Annotated in this window: 13 protein-coding genes; 7 read left to right on the top strand and 6 right to left on the bottom strand. The window is 67.0% G+C overall.

Translation table 11 applies throughout. The annotated features are described in order from the left end of the window. Positions 1-49: 49 nt before the first annotated feature. Positions 50-1,078 (bottom strand): cation diffusion facilitator family transporter, encoded by a 1,029-nt coding sequence (locus WJ542_RS08645; RefSeq protein ID WP_411188909.1) that lies wholly within the window; start codon positions 1,076-1,078, stop codon positions 50-52. Next, the gene (locus tag WJ542_RS08640) at positions 1,078-1,404 is read right to left on the bottom strand and encodes an ArsR/SmtB family transcription factor (protein WP_411188908.1); all 327 of its coding nucleotides are present in this window, start codon (positions 1,402-1,404) and stop codon (positions 1,078-1,080) included. The genes WJ542_RS08645 and WJ542_RS08640 overlap by 1 nt, the downstream gene beginning before the upstream one ends. Positions 1,405-1,532: 128 nt before the next feature. Between WJ542_RS08640 and WJ542_RS08635 the strand changes: the two genes are divergently transcribed. Continuing rightward, positions 1,533-3,440, top strand: a complete 1,908-nt coding sequence (locus WJ542_RS08635) for a tetratricopeptide repeat protein (protein ID WP_411188907.1) — start codon at positions 1,533-1,535, stop codon at positions 3,438-3,440. Between the two features lie 24 nt (positions 3,441-3,464). Here WJ542_RS08635 and tcuC read toward each other — a convergent pair whose 3' ends face one another. Further along, entirely contained in the window at positions 3,465-4,760 is a 1,296-nt protein-coding gene (gene tcuC, locus WJ542_RS08630) for an MFS transporter (RefSeq protein ID WP_411188906.1), read from the bottom strand. A 304-nt stretch (positions 4,761-5,064) separates the two neighbouring features. Here tcuC and WJ542_RS08625 point away from each other — a divergent pair, with 304 nt between their 5' ends. After that, positions 5,065-5,595: a GNAT family N-acetyltransferase gene (locus tag WJ542_RS08625; RefSeq protein ID WP_411188905.1), complete on the top strand. Its 531-nt coding sequence runs from the start codon at positions 5,065-5,067 to the stop codon at positions 5,593-5,595. 283 nt (positions 5,596-5,878) lie between these two features. After that, positions 5,879-6,949, top strand: a complete 1,071-nt coding sequence (locus WJ542_RS08620) for a hypothetical protein (RefSeq protein ID WP_411188904.1) — start codon at positions 5,879-5,881, stop codon at positions 6,947-6,949. Between the two features lie 152 nt (positions 6,950-7,101). On the opposite strand, the gene WJ542_RS08615 is transcribed toward WJ542_RS08620, so the two are convergent. The 3 genes from WJ542_RS08615 to WJ542_RS08605 all read right to left on the bottom strand — a co-directional run bounded on the left by WJ542_RS08615 (position 7,102) and on the right by WJ542_RS08605 (position 11,288). Next, entirely contained in the window at positions 7,102-7,821 is a 720-nt protein-coding gene (locus tag WJ542_RS08615) for a DUF2968 domain-containing protein (RefSeq protein WP_411188903.1), read from the bottom strand. Between the two features lie 235 nt (positions 7,822-8,056). After that, the gene (locus WJ542_RS08610) at positions 8,057-9,406 is read right to left on the bottom strand and encodes a gamma-glutamyl-gamma-aminobutyrate hydrolase family protein (protein WP_411188902.1); all 1,350 of its coding nucleotides are present in this window, start codon (positions 9,404-9,406) and stop codon (positions 8,057-8,059) included. A gap of 124 nt (positions 9,407-9,530) precedes the next feature. Then, on the bottom strand, positions 9,531-11,288 hold the full coding sequence (locus WJ542_RS08605; protein ID WP_411188901.1) for a cation:proton antiporter: 1,758 nt from the start codon (positions 11,286-11,288) through the stop codon (positions 9,531-9,533). A gap of 144 nt (positions 11,289-11,432) precedes the next feature. Here WJ542_RS08605 and WJ542_RS08600 point away from each other — a divergent pair, with 144 nt between their 5' ends. The 4 genes from WJ542_RS08600 (at position 11,433) to xdhB (ending at position 17,843) form a co-directional block, all read left to right on the top strand. Next, positions 11,433-12,821 carry an amidase gene (locus WJ542_RS08600; protein ID WP_411188900.1) on the top strand — a complete coding sequence of 463 codons (1,389 nt, stop codon included), beginning with the start codon at positions 11,433-11,435 and terminating at the stop codon, positions 12,819-12,821. Positions 12,822-12,965: 144 nt separating this feature from the next. Beyond that, positions 12,966-13,496, top strand: coding sequence for a disulfide bond formation protein B (locus tag WJ542_RS08595; RefSeq protein ID WP_411188899.1), 531 nt, complete (start codon positions 12,966-12,968; stop codon positions 13,494-13,496). Positions 13,497-13,887: 391 nt separating this feature from the next. Then, positions 13,888-15,429, top strand: a complete 1,542-nt coding sequence (xdhA, locus tag WJ542_RS08590) for a xanthine dehydrogenase small subunit (RefSeq protein WP_411188898.1) — start codon at positions 13,888-13,890, stop codon at positions 15,427-15,429. Continuing rightward, the gene (gene xdhB / locus WJ542_RS08585; protein WP_411188897.1) at positions 15,426-17,843 is read left to right on the top strand and encodes a xanthine dehydrogenase molybdopterin binding subunit; all 2,418 of its coding nucleotides are present in this window, start codon (positions 15,426-15,428) and stop codon (positions 17,841-17,843) included. Before xdhA ends, xdhB begins: the two co-directional genes overlap by 4 nt. The last annotated feature ends 34 nt before the right edge of the window (positions 17,844-17,877 follow it).

Genomic DNA, 17,877 nt, shown 5'->3' with positions numbered 1-17,877 from the left:
TGTACGCCCGCCACCGGCGCGGACCGGGCCGGTGCCGCTTGCCGCTGAATCAGTGCGCGTGCGGAACGACGTCGAGCGAACAGCGGTGTTGCGACGTTCCCATATCGACCTGCAGCGTGACGTGCTTCATGCTGTAGCGCACGCCGAGCACCTGGACGATGCCGTCGAGCGCGGCGTCGCCCGGATGGCCGCCAGGCATCACGAGGTGCGCGCTCAATGCGTTGCCCGTGGTCGAGAGCGCCCAGACGTGCAGATCGTGCACGTCGGTCACCCCCTCCTGCTGCGCGAGGAACACGCGAATGCGCTCCACATCCACGCCTTCGGGCACCGCCGCAAGCGCGAGCCGCACCGACTCGCGCAACAGACCCCACGTGCCGTAGACGATCACGAGCACGACCACGATGCTCATGATCGGGTCGATCCCGTTCCAGCCCGTGAAGAGAATCACGAGGCCGCTCACGGCGACTGCCGCCGAAACGCCGGCGTCGGCGGCCATGTGCAGGAATGCGCCTCGCACGTTGAGATCGTCCTTGCTCCCGCGCATGAAGAGCCACGCCGAGAACCCGTTGACCACCATGCCGACCACGGCGACGACGAACACGTCGAGCCCGGCCACCGGCGCTGGCGTCAACAACCGGCCGATTGCCTCGGCAATGATGGCGCCGCAGGCGATGAGCAGCAGCGTCGCGTTCGCGAGCGAAGCCAGAATCGACGAACTGCCAAAGCCGAACGTGAAGCGTGCCGACGGGCGGCGCGTGGCAAGCCAGATCGCGCCCCAGGCGAGCAGCAGGCCAAGGACATCGGACAGGTTGTGGCCGGCATCGGCGAGCAGTGCCGTCGAATGGGCAATCACGCCGTATACGGCCTGCACGGCGACGATCACGATGTTCAGCGCAACAGCCAGCGCAAAGGCGCGCCCATGGCCGGCTACGGGGGCATGGTGGTGGTGGCCGTGACCATGGCCGTGGTTGTGCCCCGCGTGATCGTGGCCGCCGTGATCGTGGCCCGCGTGGGTATCGTGGTCATGATCGTGATCGTGCGCTTCGACAGCGCTTCGTTGTTTGCGATCGTCGCTCATCAGACGGACTCCTGATATTCGGCAGCGGGCTCGCCGACGTGTTCGAGCATTCCCGCGAGCATCGTGCTGATATGCGCATCGGCGGCCATGTAAAACACCTGCTTGCCCTCGCGCTCCGCACGCACGATGCGTGCTGCGCGCAAAAGTCGCAGGTGGTGGCTGACGAGCGATTGCGAAAGCCCGAGCACCTCCGCGATCGCGCCAACGGAAAGCCGGTCGTGCACGCAAGCGAGCACGATGCGCAGGCGCGTAGGGTCGCCCAGCAAGCGAAAGAGATCGGCGAGCGGCGCGATACGCTCGTCGTCGAAGCGTGTAGACAGGGTCATTAATCAAACATATGAATATGTGTTCACATGTTAAAGACTTACAGGATCTCCTGTCAAGTGTCGGGGGCACTCGTTCGAGTATGGGAAAATGCTGCCTTTGTTTTATTCAGGTCTTGCCCCTGCCGGTCATGGAACAGGTTTTTTTCCGCGCGTACGCCGCACATCGCGACGGACGGCTGGACGACGCCGAGCGCGACTATCGCGCGACGCTCGCCGCCGATCCCGTGCACGTCGATGCGCTGCACCTGCTCGGCGTGCTGCGGCACCAGCAGGGCCAGCACGCGGAAGCGGCGGACCTCGTGCGCCGTGCGGTGGACCTGCGCCCGGACGACGCCGCGCTTCAACTGAATCTGGGCAACGCCCTGAAGGCGCTCGGCCAGCTCGAAGCCGCCATCGAGCGTTTTCGCAACGCGCTCACGCTCTCACCGGCCTTCGCGCTCGCGCACTACAACCTCGGCAACGCCTATGCGGCGCTGGGCCGCCACGAGGACGCCATGTTCTCGTTCGGCCATTCGGTGCGACTGCAGCCGGGCGACGCGTCTTCGCACAACAATCTCGGCAACGCCTACCACGCGCTCGGGCGCTACAGCGAAGCTGCCGATTCGTTCCGCCGCGCGCTGAAAATCCGCCCGAGCCACGCGGGTGCCCACAACAATCTCGGGATGTCGCTGAATGCGCTCGGCGATACCGAGGGCGCACTCGTCCAGTTCCGCGCCGCGTTGGCGGCGCAGCCGCGCTTCGTCGCCGCGCACTTCAATCTCGCGAACACGCTCGACGCTATGGGCCAGCACGCCGAGGCCGTCACGGTATTCGAAGCCACGCTCGCGCTTCAGCCGCGTTTCTCGCCGGCGCTGTTCGGCCTCGGCACCGCGCTCGCGTCGCTTGGCCGTCACGACGAGGCCATCGGTCCCTATGAGCGCGCCGTCGGCCTCGACCCGAAGTTTGCGCTGGCCTGGCTTGGGCTCGGCACGGCGCACCATGCGCTGGGCCGGCACGCAGCCGCCGTGCGGGCCTTCGACGAAGCCCTGCGTCTGCGTCCCGAGCTTGCCGCCGCGCATCTGAACCGCGCGCTCGCCTGGCTCACGATGGGCGACTTCCGCCGCGGCCTGCCCGAATACGAATGGCGCCTCGATCCGGCCTCGCGCGGACCGGCGCAGTACCAGGCGACGATAGCCTCGCATGCCGCATCCCCCCCCCTCACCGGCGCGCCCGCCGACGCCCTGCCGCGCTGGCGCGGCGAGCCGCTCGACGGCCGGACACTGCTGATCCAGGCCGAGCAGGGTTTCGGCGACACCCTGCAGTTCGTGCGCTTCGTGCCGCTCGTCGCGGACAGGGGGGGACGCGTCGTGCTCGAGGTGCAGCCGCAGTTGCTGCCGCTCATCGCGCCCGTCGTGGAAACCGCGCGTGTGACGTTGATCGCCCAAGGGGCGCCGCGCCCGGCCGCCGACCTGTACTGCCCGCTGCTTTCCCTGCCACTCACACTCGGCACGACCTTCGACGCCCTGCCCGGCCGCAAGCCGTACCTCGAGGCACCGGCCGCCTACCGGCGCAAGTGGCGCGGCTCGCTCGGCGGGCAGGCGAAGCGCAAGATCGGCATCGCGTGGTCGGGCCGACTCCAGAAGCAGGAAAATCGTTCGCTGGCGCTGGCCGCACTCGATCCGCTGTTCGCACTCGAAGGTATCGACTGGATCGTGCTGCAACCGCAATTGAGCGACGCCGACCACGCCGCGCTCGGCGCTCACCCGCGCGCGCGCTCGATCCACCGCCTCGGCCTGAAGGTCGCCGATTTCGCCGATACGGCTGCGGTAATCGAGCGTCTGGATGCCGTGGTGTCGATCGACACGTCGATCGCGCACCTGGCAGGCGCGCTAGGCGCGAAGCTCTGGCTGATGCTGCCGTTCGCGGCAGACTGGCGCTGGTTCACGGACACCGACACGAGCCCCTGGTATCCGCGCGCGCGGCTCGTGCGTCAGCCCCGGCCCGGCGCATGGGCGGAAGTCGTGGAAGACGTCGCGCGGGAATTGCGCGACGCCTGACTGCCGTACCGGGGACCGCACTCGTCAAACGGTCTTGTACTGATTGCGTGCTTCCGCAGTGCGATAGAGCACGAGCGTCGCAATGAGGCCGCAGACGCCCGCGATGCCCATCCACGCTCCCGGCGCGGCCTTGTTGCCGCTCACATGGATCAGATAGGTCGAGATGGCCGGCGTGAAACCGCCGATCGTCGTCGCGAGACTGTACGCCAGCGAGAAGCCGGCCGTGCGCACGTCGGGCGGCATGACTTCCGTGAGCGCGACGACCATTGCGCCGTTGTAGCAGCCATAGAGGAACGAGAGCCACATCTCGACCATCAGCAGCCGGCCGAATGACGGATCGGCGACGAGCCATTGCACGGCCGGATAGGCGGTGAGGATCGTGAGAACGGTGAAGGCAAGCAGCACAGGGCGACGACCAATGCGATCAGATATGGCGCCCGAAACCGGCAGCCAGAACAGATTCGAGAGGCCGATGCAGATCGTCACGACGAGCGTATCGACTTCGCTGAGCTTGAGCACTTCCTTGCCGAAGGTCGGCGTGTAGGCGGTGATCATGTAGAACGACACGGTCGTCATGATGACCATGCCCATGCCGCCGAGCACGGTGCCCCAGTTCTGGATCATCGAGTTCATGATCTCGCCGATCGACGGGCGATGCTTCTTGTGCGCGAACTCTTCCGTTTCCTGCAGCGAGCGGCGAATCAGGAACAGGAACGGCACGATGCAGCAACCGATGATGAACGGCACGCGCCAGCCCCACGAGGTCATCTCCTCGACAGGCAGGATGCGGTGCAGCGACACGCCGAGCAGCGCGGCGAACACGACGGCCACCTGCTGGCTGCCCGACTGCCACGACACATAGAAGCCCTTGTTGCCTTTGGTCGCCATCTCCGAGAGATAGACCGAGACACCGCCCAGCTCCACGCCCGCGGAAAAGCCCTGCAGCAGGCGCCCGCACAACACGAGCAGCGGCGCGAAAAAGCCGATCGTCGCATAGCCCGGAACGACGGCGACGGTGAGCGTGCCGAGCGCCATGAGGCCGAGCGTAAGGATGAGGCCCTTGCGGCGGCCGTGATGGTCGATATACGCGCCGAGAATAATGGCACCGAGCGGCCGCACGAGGAAACCCGCGCCGAACACCGACAGCGCCAGCATCAGCGAGGCGAAGGGATTGTTGCTCGGAAAGTAGGCCCTGGCAATCGCCGAAGCGTAATAGCCATAGACCATGAAGTCGTACATTTCCAGGAAGTTGCCGCTCGTGACGCGAAACACGGTCCGAGCTCGGGATTCCCTGGAAGCAGCGTGAGGCGCGGTAGACATGACGTTCTCAAAGGAGGCGTCCGCCGCACCCTGCGTGGCCGGCTGGGCAGACAGTGAAACAGAAAGCCCGCGAGCGGAGCGTCACGCGGGCGCGCCCAGCGGGCGGCCATTATGCTGCCCGTGCGCACTCTCATATATCAGGGTATTACCTGAGGGTGCGACACAAGCACCGAATGATCTTTGCTCCGCCAGTTTATTGCGTTTTATCGCGGTTTCGGGGAGCCCTCGCGCCGGTGCGCCTATCATGCACAATAAAGCCTGTGCGCAGTGCCTCGCACCATCCGTTTCGATGCCCAGCCACCGCATGCCCAACGCTGCTCCTCTGATACTGCGCCCGGCCACCGCTGCCGACGCCCCGCTGATCGCCACCCTGCACGCCGCCAGTTGGCAAACCACGTATCGCGGTCTGCTGCCCGCCGCCTTCCTCGAGCGCGAAGTCGGCGACGAACGTGCGGCCTGGTGGCGCGCACGCATGGAAGCGCCGGGCGGTGAGCGCCGCCTCGTGCTGATTGCCGAACTGAACGACACGACGCCGGTGGGTTTCGTCTGCGTCGAGCAGCAGCCCGATTCGCCGTGGGGTGTCTTGCTCGATAACCTGCATGCGTTACCGGACCATCAGGGTATCGGCGTCGGCAAGCGGCTGATGCAGGCCGCGCAGGAATGGGCCCGCTCGCGTGGCGAAGCCCAGTTGTACCTCTACGTGCTCGAAGGCAATGCGCCGGCGATCGCGTTCTACGAACGGCAGGGCTGGAAATTCTCGGGCGCCGAACCCGACCATATGGGCGGGGTGGATATTACGGCGCTGCGTTACGTCTTGCGGCTCGATACTGTGTAAGCCTTGATCAAACTCAATACCGGGTCGCGCACGAAGGCTTCCTGCCGCGCGGAGCACCCGGCTTTCGAGCCATCTGCCGCCGCGCTGCCGGATTTAGGCGATATCAATTTTTAAGACATTTCTGATAGATCGCTCTTCTGCCGTCCTGCATCATCGCCTGCGATAAACAGAAAGATGGCGTGAAGCGCGGCCCGTAGCCCCGCTTCGTTCAAGCTATGGCTGCGAGAGATCGATGTCGACAATTCCGTTCGTTCAGGTTGAGGGTGCCATTGCGCTACCGCGCGTGCTCCCGCTCGACCACATTCCGCCACCGTTCGGTCGCGAATGGATGCTGCTACCGCCGCACTTCAGCCTGCGCGTCGAAATGAAGGCGCTTTACGCCGCCATCATGCGCACTGTTTGCCTGAGTGCGGAGGCGTTTCGCGCGGCCTGCCGCTGGGACCCGCATCGCCGTACGATTCCCGAGCCAGCAGGAGCACGGGTTGGCGAATCGATCCATGCAGGGGCGAACGGGGCAGTTGCCGTGACCGTGCCCTTCTCCGTCGGTGGGCTCGAACCGGCGGTCGAGCCGCATATCGAAGCCTTGCGGCCGGTCCTGCCGGCCGGCACGGGGGGCATGTCACCACCCGACCGGAGCCGGCTGGCGGGTGGAGCCTGTGCAATCGGCGGTGCCGCATTGCTGACGTGGATACTGGCAAGCCATGCTCCGCAGAGCGACACGCAGTTGGCCGCGCCACCGCCCACACGTGCGGATCATGAATCCGGCGGTACCGTCTCGCAGCGGCTCGCCGACGAACGCGCTGCGCACGACCTCGCGGTAGCGGACTCGCAGACGATTCTCCAGACCAGTCAAGCCGTGGAGCCGACTGCACCGTTGCAAAGCGCAACGCCGACACCCGGCACGGATGCGCCTCTCATCGCGAGCCGGCCGGACTACTCGGCAGAGAGCCATCACGTGACTGCGCCGCCCCCGATCCTGGCGCTGCCGCTCGTTGCAGACAACGAAAAACATCCAGCCCGATCGGTTCCAGGCGCCGCAAAGTCCAAGGCCGCCATCAAGCCACGCGCCTTCAACGATCGGCATGCGGCGCACACGTTCACGCCGCACCGCGTGAACCCCCACCAGGTCGCTACCCACCGTACTGCGGCCAGGTATTCGAAAGCGGGGCATTATTCGCCCCGTCGGCCGAGCGCGCATCATAGCGACGAGTACGCATCGATCGCCTCCTACGCTAGCACCTACACAACGCCACGCCCGGCCAGCCGCTCATCGGTCCCTGTCGATAGTACCGAATGGGTTAACCACGTCTCGCAACGTCGAGTGACTGAAATACCCGACAGCTTCGCGAAGTAATGTGCTCAACAACACCGTTTAGCAACGTATCAGTCAGACAGTAAAAAGCCCGGCACGCCGGGCTTTTTACTGATTGGCGGCACTGTTTGATCCGCCGCTTGACCTGTCATTTGACCTGCTATTTGCCCCGCTCCTGGCGCCTCTACCCTGCCTCATTTTCTCGCGCCGGGCAGGCCCGCCTCGGCCTCCCGCTGCAGATCCTGAACCTGGCGTTGAAGATCGCGCAGTTGGGCCTGGGCTTGAGCCTTCTCGGACCGCAGCGTCGCCGCGTCGGCCTGCATCTGCTGCTGGCGATCGTTGACCTGTGCCTGCTGTGTGTGCGCCACGTCGAGGTCGGCCTGCAGACGGCGTGCACGGTCCTCGGACAGTGCGATCACACGCTGGATATACGCCTTCTGCGCTTCGAGCTGGGTACGGTGTATCTCGACGTCCGCCAGCCGCCCGGTCTGCCGCGCGAAATCCGCGTAGATCGCCTCCGAGCGTCCTTCGTCCTGCGAACGGATCACCCGCCAGAAATGCTTGTCCTGAAACAGTACGACGTACCAGGTCATATCCGGGGGATAGAAGAACAGACTCGCGCCGTAGCTGCCGTTGTAGGTCGTGCGCAATTCGACAAGTTGGGAATCGTGTATCAGCTCCATGAGCATGGCGACATCGCCCTGCGCGCTGTCTGCGCTCGCCTGCTCGTCGGTTGACGCGGGCGGCACCGCGCCGGCCGGGGGCGGCGTCAGGGTGCCAAGCGACGGCCGGTTGCCCGCTACGGGCGCCAGCTCGCCGCCGTCGTCCTGCGCCCATCCTGCGGCGCCATGCAGCAACATCAAGATAGCTGCGGCGCCGGGCAACGCGCGGCGCAGTGCCGTTGAGTACTTCATACCTGCCATTCCGTTGATGATTCAGAGTAACCCTTCATTATCCCCGTCCGGCAATCTCAAAAACGGGCTTTAATTCGGGATTACCTGGAATCGAATCAACCGGACAGACGGAATGCAGTCGTCCCGGACGTCACCCCGTTGCGGGGCTTGGACACGCCTCGGACCAGGGTAATGATGCGACGCAACGGCGCACCGCGGTGGCGCGCCGGCAAGCGATGCTAAAAACGCGCGATGGCTAAAAACGCGTCTCGCGCGCCGAACGCAGGAAGGCGTCGAGCAGCGGCGTGCAGTCGAGCAGTTCGGGACCGCCCGCGCGATGGAATTCCGGGTGCCATTGCACGCCCACCACGAAAGGCGCGCGACGGTATCGCACCGCCTCGATGAGGCCGTCGCCCGCCGAAACCGCCTCGATCGTGAGGTCGCGCCCCAGGCTCTTCACGGCCTGGTGATGAATGGAGTTCACGATGGCCTCGCTGCGGCCCGGAAACATGCTGGCAAGCGACGAGCCCGAGGGGAACGTGATCGCGTGACGATGCTGGTCGTAGCGTTCGCTCACGTGAGCACTGGCGGTAGGCACATCGGTGGCGATGTCCTGGTAAAGCGTGCCGCCAAACGCCACGTTGATCAACTGGCAGCCTCGGCACACACCCAGCACCGGCTTGCCCGATTCGACGAATTCGTGCAGCAGCTCCAGCTCGTACATGTCGCGTACCCGGTCGCCGGGCCACTCGGGGCGCGCCGAGACTTCCGCGTAGGTCTGCGGCGAGACGTCGGCACCGCCCTGCAGCAAGAGGCCGTCGAGATGCTTCGCATAGTCGCGCAGACGGATATTGCTCGGATGCAGCATCCCCTGGTGCCCGACGGTCGGAATCATGAACACGATCACGTCGCGCGACATGACCCAGTGCGCAATCGACTCTTCCAGATATTGCAGCGTCTTGCCACGCAGCCCCATGGCTCCCGGTTCCGGATGGAAGATGCGCGCCGACACGCCGATGCGCAGGGTCCGCTGCGTGATCCGCTGCCCCGCACGGTCGAACAGCTGGCGCGCGCGCGCCGCGATGATGCGGCCGAGCACCGACCACGCCGAATCGCTCGGGCGCAGGTAGCGCGGCGGATTCGGCGGCAAGGCATTGGGCGGCGGCGGGTTCTGCGCGCTGAAGTCCGGTGCCTGGCCGAAGCCCGCGGGCGCCGCACCTGGGCGCGGAGCATCGGCGGACGCTGGTGGTTCGGTCGCCGCGGACGCCGCCTCGGTTCCCTTGGCGGCTTCCCTTGCCGGGCTCTGCGGCGTGCGTCCCCCGCCCCCCTCTGCCCCATGAGACTGTGCGTCGGGCGTGACCGTCGAGGCGCTTTCGGGCGCATCGGTCGACGCACGCTTTGCCGGCGCGCCTTCCGCCACAGCAGCGGCGGCAACGGGCTCCGCGGATGTGGGCGTGGGCTTGGGCGACGTGGAGGTCGATGCAGCGGGAGAAGCGCCGGAGGATCCGGCCGAAGCGTTGGATTGGGAGATGCCGGGTGAGCCGGCATGGGCGGGACGGTCGATGCCGTCGGATGCCTCAGGGCGGTCGGATCTGTTTTCGCTCATGACGTGGGGTCGGGTGCGCGGCGCGCGCGAACGATGAACATGGACCGATTATCCTTCGCCCCGTCAGAGGCCGCCAGCCCCGCGCACAATTCCTCACATCCGGTCACATCCGCGCAACACGGCGTCATGCGTCGGGGCGTTCGTCGAAGGTCTCGCGCAGCGCGATCTGCATCGAGGCGTGGATCCTCACGAACCAGCGCCACAGCAGCATCGTGAGCGCGGCCGCCCCTACCAGCACGCCGATCAGATAGCCGGTTGGCGGCAGGATGGTGCCCGAAAGCCCCGCGACGAGCAGAAAGACGCCGACCATGGCCAGCACGGGCACGACTTCGGCAATCGCATGGCGCAGCGCGCGCGTGAAGCGCCCCGCCTTTTCGGGCTGCACGCTCGCCTCGGCCAGCAGCAGCGCGAGCGACTGCGTCTTGCGCCAAACCGCCACGAGAAACGGCATCGCCAGCACGAGCGCGAGGCTCCACAACACCACGCGCTGGAGGCGCTCGTCGGCAATCCACGCGGAGAGCGGCGCGCCGGCATAGCGGGCACCGTACGACACGCCGATGAAAATCGCCGACACGAGCGCAAGATTCACCGCCACCTGCAAGACGATCCGGCGCACGAGCGTGAAGAACGTCGGCCCCGACGAGCGCGGCATGAGACAGCGCAGCCATTGGCCATAGAGGCCGAAGACGTTCGCCACGGTGGCCGGCATCGCTCGCGCGAGCCGTTGCGAAAGCGGATCGGCGAAGCGGATCAGATACGGGGTCGTGAGCGTCGTGATGGCGGAGACCGCCACCGCGATCGGATAGAGAAATCCGCTCGTCACCTTGAGCGTGAGGCCGAGCGACGCGATGATGAACGAGAACTCGCCGATCTGCGAAACGGTCATGCCCACGCGCATCGCCGTGCGGCCGTCGCGGCCCGCGAGGAACGTGCCGAGGCCGCACGAAACGAGCTTGCCGAGAATCACCGCGAGCGAGATCACCGCGATCGGCCATGCGTAATCCACCAGCACGAGCGGATTGAGCATGAGCCCGATCGTCACGAAGAAGATGGCCGAGAACGCGTCCCGCAGCGGTGCGACGAGATGCTCGATGCGATGCAGGTGGCGCGACTCGGCCATGATCGCGCCGATCAGGAAAGCGCCGAGCGCGATGGAGTAATCGAGCTTGACGACCAGCAGGCAGAACCCGAAGCAGAAACCCAGCACGGAGACGAGCAGCATCTCGTCGCTGCCCACGCGCGCGACGTAGCCGAGCACGCGCGGCACGATCAGGATGCCCGCCAGCAGCGAGACGAGCATGAAGAGCAGCAGCTTGCCGAGCGTGATGAACGCGATGCCCGGCGAGAGCTCGCCTGTCTGCGCGATGCCGCCCAGCAGGACCAGCATCGCGATGCCCAGAATGTCCTCGACGATCAGGATGCCGAACACGAGCTGCGCAAACGGCTCGCGCTTGACGCCGAGATCGGAGAGCGCCTTGACGATGATCGTGGTGGAAGAGATGGCGAGGATCGCGCCGAGAAAGAGCGCGTCCATTGCGCTCCAGCCGAACGCGCGGCCGATCTCGTAGCCGATCCACAGCATCAGCACGATTTCCGAAAGCGCGGCGATGATCGCCGTCACGCCGACCTGGAACAGTTTCCTCAGGCTGAACTCGAGGCCGAGCGAAAACATCAGGAACACGACGCCCAGCTCGCCGAGGGTCTGGATGGTCTGCTCGTCGTGGATGAGCTGGAATGGCGGCGTGTACGGACCGATGATCACGCCCGCGGCAATGTAGCCGAGTACCACGGGCTGCTTCAGGCGATGGAACAGCACCGTGACGACGCCGGCGAGCGCCATCACGACGGCCAGATCCTGAATGAAGCCGATTCCTTGGTGCATGTCAGCAAATCCTTACAAATAGCTGTCTATTTGAAGAATCTTACCTGATGAGCGCGCCGATCCAAATTACGCCGCGATGAAAATCCGGCCCTACAATGTGATGCGTCCGCCGCCCGGACCGCCCGCCTCCCACCGCCCATCGCCATGACCACCGACTCCGCCCCCTTCACCCCATTTGCTCCCCTCGCCCAGCTTGCCGCCGATCTGGCCGCGGGCCGCACGACGAGCCGCGCGCTCGTCGAGACCGCGCTCGGGCGCATTGCCGACCCGGCCGGCCAGGGCGCCACCGTCTTCACGCACGTCGATCCCGCACGCGCGCGCGCCGCGGCCGACGCCCACGATCGCCTGCGTGCCTCGGGCACCGTGCTCTCGCCGCTCGCGGGCGTGCCCGTTTCGGTGAAGGACCTGTTCGACGTGCAAGGCGAGGTCACGCGCGCGGGCTCCACCGCGCTCGCGGGCGCGCTACCCGCGCAGGACGACGCCGTCGCGGTCGCCCGGCTGCGCCACGCGGGCGCCGTGCTGATCGGGCGCACCAATATGAGCGAGTTCGCGTTCTCCGGGCTCGGGCTGAATCCGCACTACGGCACGCCTCTTTCTCCCTATGGGCGCAACGTGGAAGACAACGCGCGTGTCGCGGGCGGCTCGTCGTCGGGCGCGGCGGCTTCGATGGCCGATGGCATGGCCGCGGTCGCGCTCGGCACCGACACCGGCGGCTCGATCCGCATCCCCGCCGCGTTCTGCGGACTCACGGGCTTCAAGCCCACGGCCGCGCGAATTCCGAAGACGGGTGCCGTGCCGCTCTCGCCGACGCTCGACTCGTTCGGGCCGATTGGCAACAGCGTGGCATGCTGCGCGCTCACCGACCGCATCCTCGCCGGGCTCGCGCCGCACGTCCCCGCGGCACGACATCTGGAAGGCGTGCGCCTTGGCGTGCTGACCAACTACGTCACGGAGGATGTCGAGCCCGAAGTCGCCGCGACGATCGACGCGGCGCTCAGGCATCTCGACGCGGCAGGAGCGATCGTGAGCGAAGTCCGGTTCGGCGCGCTCGATCGGCTGCCGGAGATCAATCGCTATGGTTTCTCGCCGATCGAAGCCTATGCGTGGCACCGCGAGCTGATCGCCCGGCATCGCGCAGACTACGATCCGCGCGTGCTCGCCCGCATCCTGAAGGGTGAGCCGGCACGCGCCTGTGATTACCTCGACCTGATCGCGGCGCGCGCGGCGGTGCTCCAGGAAGCCGAGGCCACGCTCTGGTCGCGTTTCGATGCCGTGATCGCGCCGACCGTGCCGATCGCGGCGCCGCGCGTGGCGCCGCTTATCGACGACGACGCCGTATTCGCGCAAACCAACGCGCTCGTGCTGCGCAACCCAAGCACGTTCAATTTCCTCGACGCCTGCGCGTTGTCGCTGCCGTGCCACCATCACGGCGCGGCGCCGGTCGGGCTGATGCTGGCCGGCGCGCCCTTTGCCGACGACACCCTGCTGGCGATCGGCCGCGGCGTCGAGGCGGTGCTTGCGCCGTTGCGCTGAGCCGGCAGCGGCGTGCGATGCTTTTCCAATCGCAACCCCATACGGTCAAGCGCACATGGCCGCACGACACGCCCTTCGCGCTAGAATCGCGGACACGCCGCCGCAGCCCGTGCGCTGCGTCACCAAACCGAAAAATCGAGCGACATGAACGACGATAACGCGCTGTTGCGCCGCGAGCGCCGCCTGCTGGTCCTTCTTTGCCTCATCTCTCTTGCGCTGCTGGGCGGCGCGCTCTACATGCAATATGTCGAGCACGAAGATCCCTGCCCGCTGTGCATCCTCCAGCGCTACTTCTTCGCGCTGATCGCGATCTTCGCGTTCCTCGGCGCGCGCCTGTCGAGCTGGCGCGGCGTACGCCTGCTCGAAGGGCTGGTCGTGCTGTCCGCTGCGGGCGGCATCGTCGCCGCGGCGCGGCTCGTCTGGGTGCAGGCGTTTCCGAGCTTTAGCTGCGGCTTCGACACGCTCCAGCCGATCATCGATGGGCTGCCGCCCGCGCAATGGCTGCCCGGGGTCTTCAAGGTCCAGGGCCTGTGCGAAACCGTCTATCCGCCGATCCTCGGCCTGTCGGTGCCCGCGTGGTCGCTGGTCGCGTTCCTCTGCATCTTTGTTCTGGTATTCCTGAGCCTCTGGCGCAATCGCCGCCGCCAGGTGTCCTGGCCCGGCCTCCGTCGCTGAGCGACAGCCGGAGGCCCGCGGCAGCGATGTTCCGCCCGGGCTTCCGGACCTCACCGGGACTGGCGCATCCACGGCGGTACCGTACCGCCGTTCCAGTCCGGCATCCGCGCCCTGCGTTTGCCCCGTCTTGCTCACCGCCGTAGCCGCCCACGAGCGGCATTCCGGCAACGCCCCGCCCTGCACCCCACCACCGGAATCCTCGCAAAGGGCCGGAGCACCGCGCCCGCTGCCATGACGGCAGCGTGATAACCCCCATCATGCGCGGGTAATACTTTCCCGACGCAAGCAGTGCTATCTTCGGAACTGGATGGCGATCTACGTGCGCGAGGCCGGCTTTGGCACGCCCCCTGCGTAACGCGCGCCTGATCCGCAATGTCTCCCGGGTTTCACCATGACAACGCAAACCATCCGATTCCTGCGCCGGGGCGCCGTGCACGAGGTGCGCGACGTGCCGGTCACGCGCACCGTGCTGCAGCACCTGCGCGAGGATCTGCACGCCTGTGGCACGAAGGAAGGCTGTGCCGAAGGCGATTGCGGCGCGTGCACGGTGGTCGTCGGAGAACTCGACGACGAGGGACGACTCGCGCTCAAGGCGGTCAACGCCTGCATCCAGTTCCTGCCTACGCTCGACGGCCGCGCGCTCTTCACCGTGGAAGACCTGCGCGCCGCCGACGGCACGCTCCACCCCGTCCAGCAAGCTCTCGTCGACTGCCATGCGTCGCAGTGCGGTTTCTGCACGCCGGGCTTCGCGATGTCGCTGTGGGCGCTCTACGAACGCCAGCCGGCCAGCGCCGGCCTGCCCACGCGCGACGAGATCAATCAGGCCCTTTCTGGCAACCTGTGCCGCTGCACCGGCTACCGGCCCATCGTCGACGCCGCCCAGCGCATGTTCGACTACCCGCGCACCGCGCTCGACCGCCCGGCCATCGAAGACGCCCTGCGCGCGCTCGCGCGCGACGGCACGTTCGAATACCGCGCAAAGAGCGTGGCCGGCGGCGAAGCGACGTTCTTCGCCCCGCGCACGCTCGGCGAGTTCGCGAAGCTGCGCGCGGAACGGCCGCAGGCGCGCGTGCTTGCCGGCAGCACCGACGTTGGCCTGTGGGTCACGAAGCAGTTTCGCGAGCTGGGCGATCTGATCTATACCGGCAACGTCGCCGAACTGCGCGACCTCGCGACCGATGCCGAGGCCTTGACGATCGGCGCCGCGGTGCCGCTCGAAGAAGCCTACGCGGCGCTGACGATCGACTACCCCGAACTCGCCGAACTCTGGGCCCGCTTTGCATCGCTGCCGATCCGCAACGCCGGAACGCTGGGCGGCAACGTCGCGAACGGCTCGCCCATCGGCGATTCGATGCCCGTGCTGCTCGCGCTCGACACGCAACTCGTGCTGCGCCGGGCCAACGCGGAGCGCACGCTGCCGCTCGCCGCCTTCTACACCGGCTATCAGAAGACGGCACTTGCGCCGGGCGAGTTCGTCGAGTCGATCCGCGTGCCGCGCCCCACGTCCACGCTGCGTTTTCGCACGTACAAGATCTCGAAACGCTACGACCAGGACATTTCGGCCGTATGCGCGGCGTTCGCGCTCGACGTCGGCGAAGACGGCGTCATCGCGAAGGCGCGCGTGGCGTTCGGCGGCATGGCCGCGACGCCTTTGCGCGGCGCGCGCACCGAAGCCGCATTGACCGGTGCGCGCTGGGACGAAGCCACGGCGCGGCGCGCGATGGACGCCCTCGCGGCCGACTACCAGCCGCTCACCGACCTGCGCGCGAGCGCCGCCTATCGCCTGAAAGTCGCGCGCAACCTGCTGTGGCGCTGCTGGCTGGAGACCCGCGACGACGCTCCGCTCGCGCTCTGCGACGTCAATGCGTTCGCCTTCGGCGCCGGCGACGGCTTCGAGGACGACGCCATCCTCGCCGCGGGAGAAACGCCATGAACCGACAGTCCGAACCGTTTGTCGCGAGCGTCGCCGGGGCCGCAGCGCGGTTGGCCCACTCGGCGCTGGGTGCGTCGCTGCCGCACGAATCCGCGGAACTGCACGTGAGCGGCGAGGCCCGCTACACCGACGACATCCCCGAGGTGCAAGGCACCTTGCACGCGGCGCTCGGACTCTCGCGCCACGCACACGCGCGCATCGTGTCGCTCGACCTGCGCCGCGTGAGCGAAGCGCCGGGCGTAGTCGCGGTGCTCAGTGCTGCCGACATCCCCGGCGAGAACAATTGCGGCCCCGTGCTGCACGACGATCCGGTACTCGCGGACGGCACGGTGCAATACCTCGGGCAGCCCGTCTTCGCGGTGATCGCGACGAGCCAGGATCTGGCGCGCCGTGCCGCGTCGCTTGCCGCGAGCGACGACGTGGTGCGCTACGAGCCGCTCGAACCGGTGCTCTCCATCGCCGAGGCGCGCGCCAGGCAGCACTACGTGCTGCCGCCGCTGCATCTCACGCGCGGCGCACCCGCGGAGCGGATCGCGGCGGCGCCGCACCGCATTACCGGCACGTTCGCCGTGGGCGGCCAGGAGCAGTTCTATCTGGAAGGTCAGGTTGCCTACGCATTGCCGCAGGAACAGGACGGCATGCTGGTCCACAGTTCGACGCAGCACCCGAGCGAGATGCAACAGGTCGTGGCCCATCTGCTGGACTGGCCCGCGCATCGCGTCGCGTGCGAATGCCGGCGCATGGGCGGCGGCTTCGGCGGCAAGGAATCGCAGTCGGCCGTCTTCGCCTGCGTCGCCGCGCTCGCGGCCCACAAGACCGGCCGCCCGGTGAAGCTGCGCGCCGACCGCGACGACGACTTCATGATCACGGGCAAGCGCCACGACGCGCTTTACGAATACGAAGCCGGCTTCGACGACGAGGGGCGTTTGCTCGGCGCGCGCGTGGAAATCGCGCTGCGCGCGGGCTATTCCGCCGACCTCTCCGGTGCGGTGGCGACGCGCGCGGTCTGCCACTTCGACAACGCCTACTTCCTCTCCGACGTCGAGATCGTGGCGCTTTGCTGCAAGACGAACACGCAGTCGAACACCGCGTTCCGCGGCTTCGGCGGCCCGCAAGGCGCGCTCGTGATGGAAGTGATGCTCGACAGCATCGCGAAGAGGCTGAACCGCGATCCGCTCGACGTGCGGCGCGCGAACTACTACGGCATCGGCGAACGCGACGTCACGCCCTATGGCCAACCCGTGGAGGATAACGTCCTCGCGCCGCTCACCGACGAATTGCTCGCCTCGAGCCGCTACCGCGAGAGGCGCGCGGCGCTCGCGGCCTGGAACCGCTCGAACTCGGTCCTCAAGCGCGGCATCGCCTTTACTCCGGTGAAGTTCGGCATCTCGTTCAACGTGCCGCACCTGAACCAGGCCGGCGCGCTCGTGCATGTTTATCGCGACGGCTCGGTGCTCGTGAATCACGGCGGCACCGAAATGGGACAGGGACTCAACACCAAGGTCGCCCAGGTCGTGGCCGGCACGTTCGGACTGCCGCTGGCGCGCGTGCGCGTGAGCGCGACCGATACGTCGAAGGTGGCCAATACTTCGGCAACCGCGGCCTCGACCGGCAGCGACCTGAACGGCAAGGCCGCGGAAGCGGCCGCGCTGACCATCCGCGCACGCCTCGCCGGGCTCGCCGCCGCCGAGTACGGCGGTACGCCCGATGCCGTCGTGTTCGAAGACGGTGCGGTTCGCACGAACGGTGTCTCGGTAGCGTTCGCGGAGTTCGTCGAGCGCGCGTATATGAAACGCGTGCAGCTCTGGTCGGACGGCTTCTACGCGACGCCGAAAGTTCACTGGGATGCGCGCACGCTCACGGGCCATCCGTTCTATTACTTCGCCTATGGCGCGGCCGTGTCCGAAGTGGTCGTCGATACGCTGACCGGCGAATGGAAACTCGTGCGCGCGGATCTGCTCCACGACGCCGGCCAGTCGATCAATCCGGCCATCGACATCGGCCAGGTGGAAGGCGCGTTCATCCAGGGAATGGGCTGGCTCACGACCGAGGAGCTCTGGTGGAGCGGCGAAGGACGCCTGATGACGCACGCGCCGTCCACCTACAAGATCCCCGCGATCAGCGATACGCCCGCCGCGTTCACGACCCGGCTCTATCGCAACGACAACGCGGAGCCGACCGTATTCCGCTCGAAGGCCGTGGGCGAGCCGCCGCTTCTGCTGCCGTTCTCGGTGTTTCTCGCGATCCGCGACGCCATCGGCGCGGCGGTGCCCGAGGCGCGCGAGGCCGCCTCGCTGCGTGCGCCGGCAACGCCCGAAGCGATACTCGATGCACTCGACGCTTTGCGCACAAGTGCCATGGCGCAAGCCGACGCAGCGCCGGTAGCCGAAAGCCTGGCCGGCGCGAAGCCATAAGACGAAGTTACCAGGATCAACCGGCGGCGCGCCC

The sequence above is a fragment of the Paraburkholderia yinzeri genome (assembly GCF_046581065.1).
Classification (GTDB): domain Bacteria; phylum Pseudomonadota; class Gammaproteobacteria; order Burkholderiales; family Burkholderiaceae; genus Paraburkholderia.
Note: the sequence above shows the minus strand (reverse complement) of the source record. Positions and strands in the feature narration are given on the sequence as shown.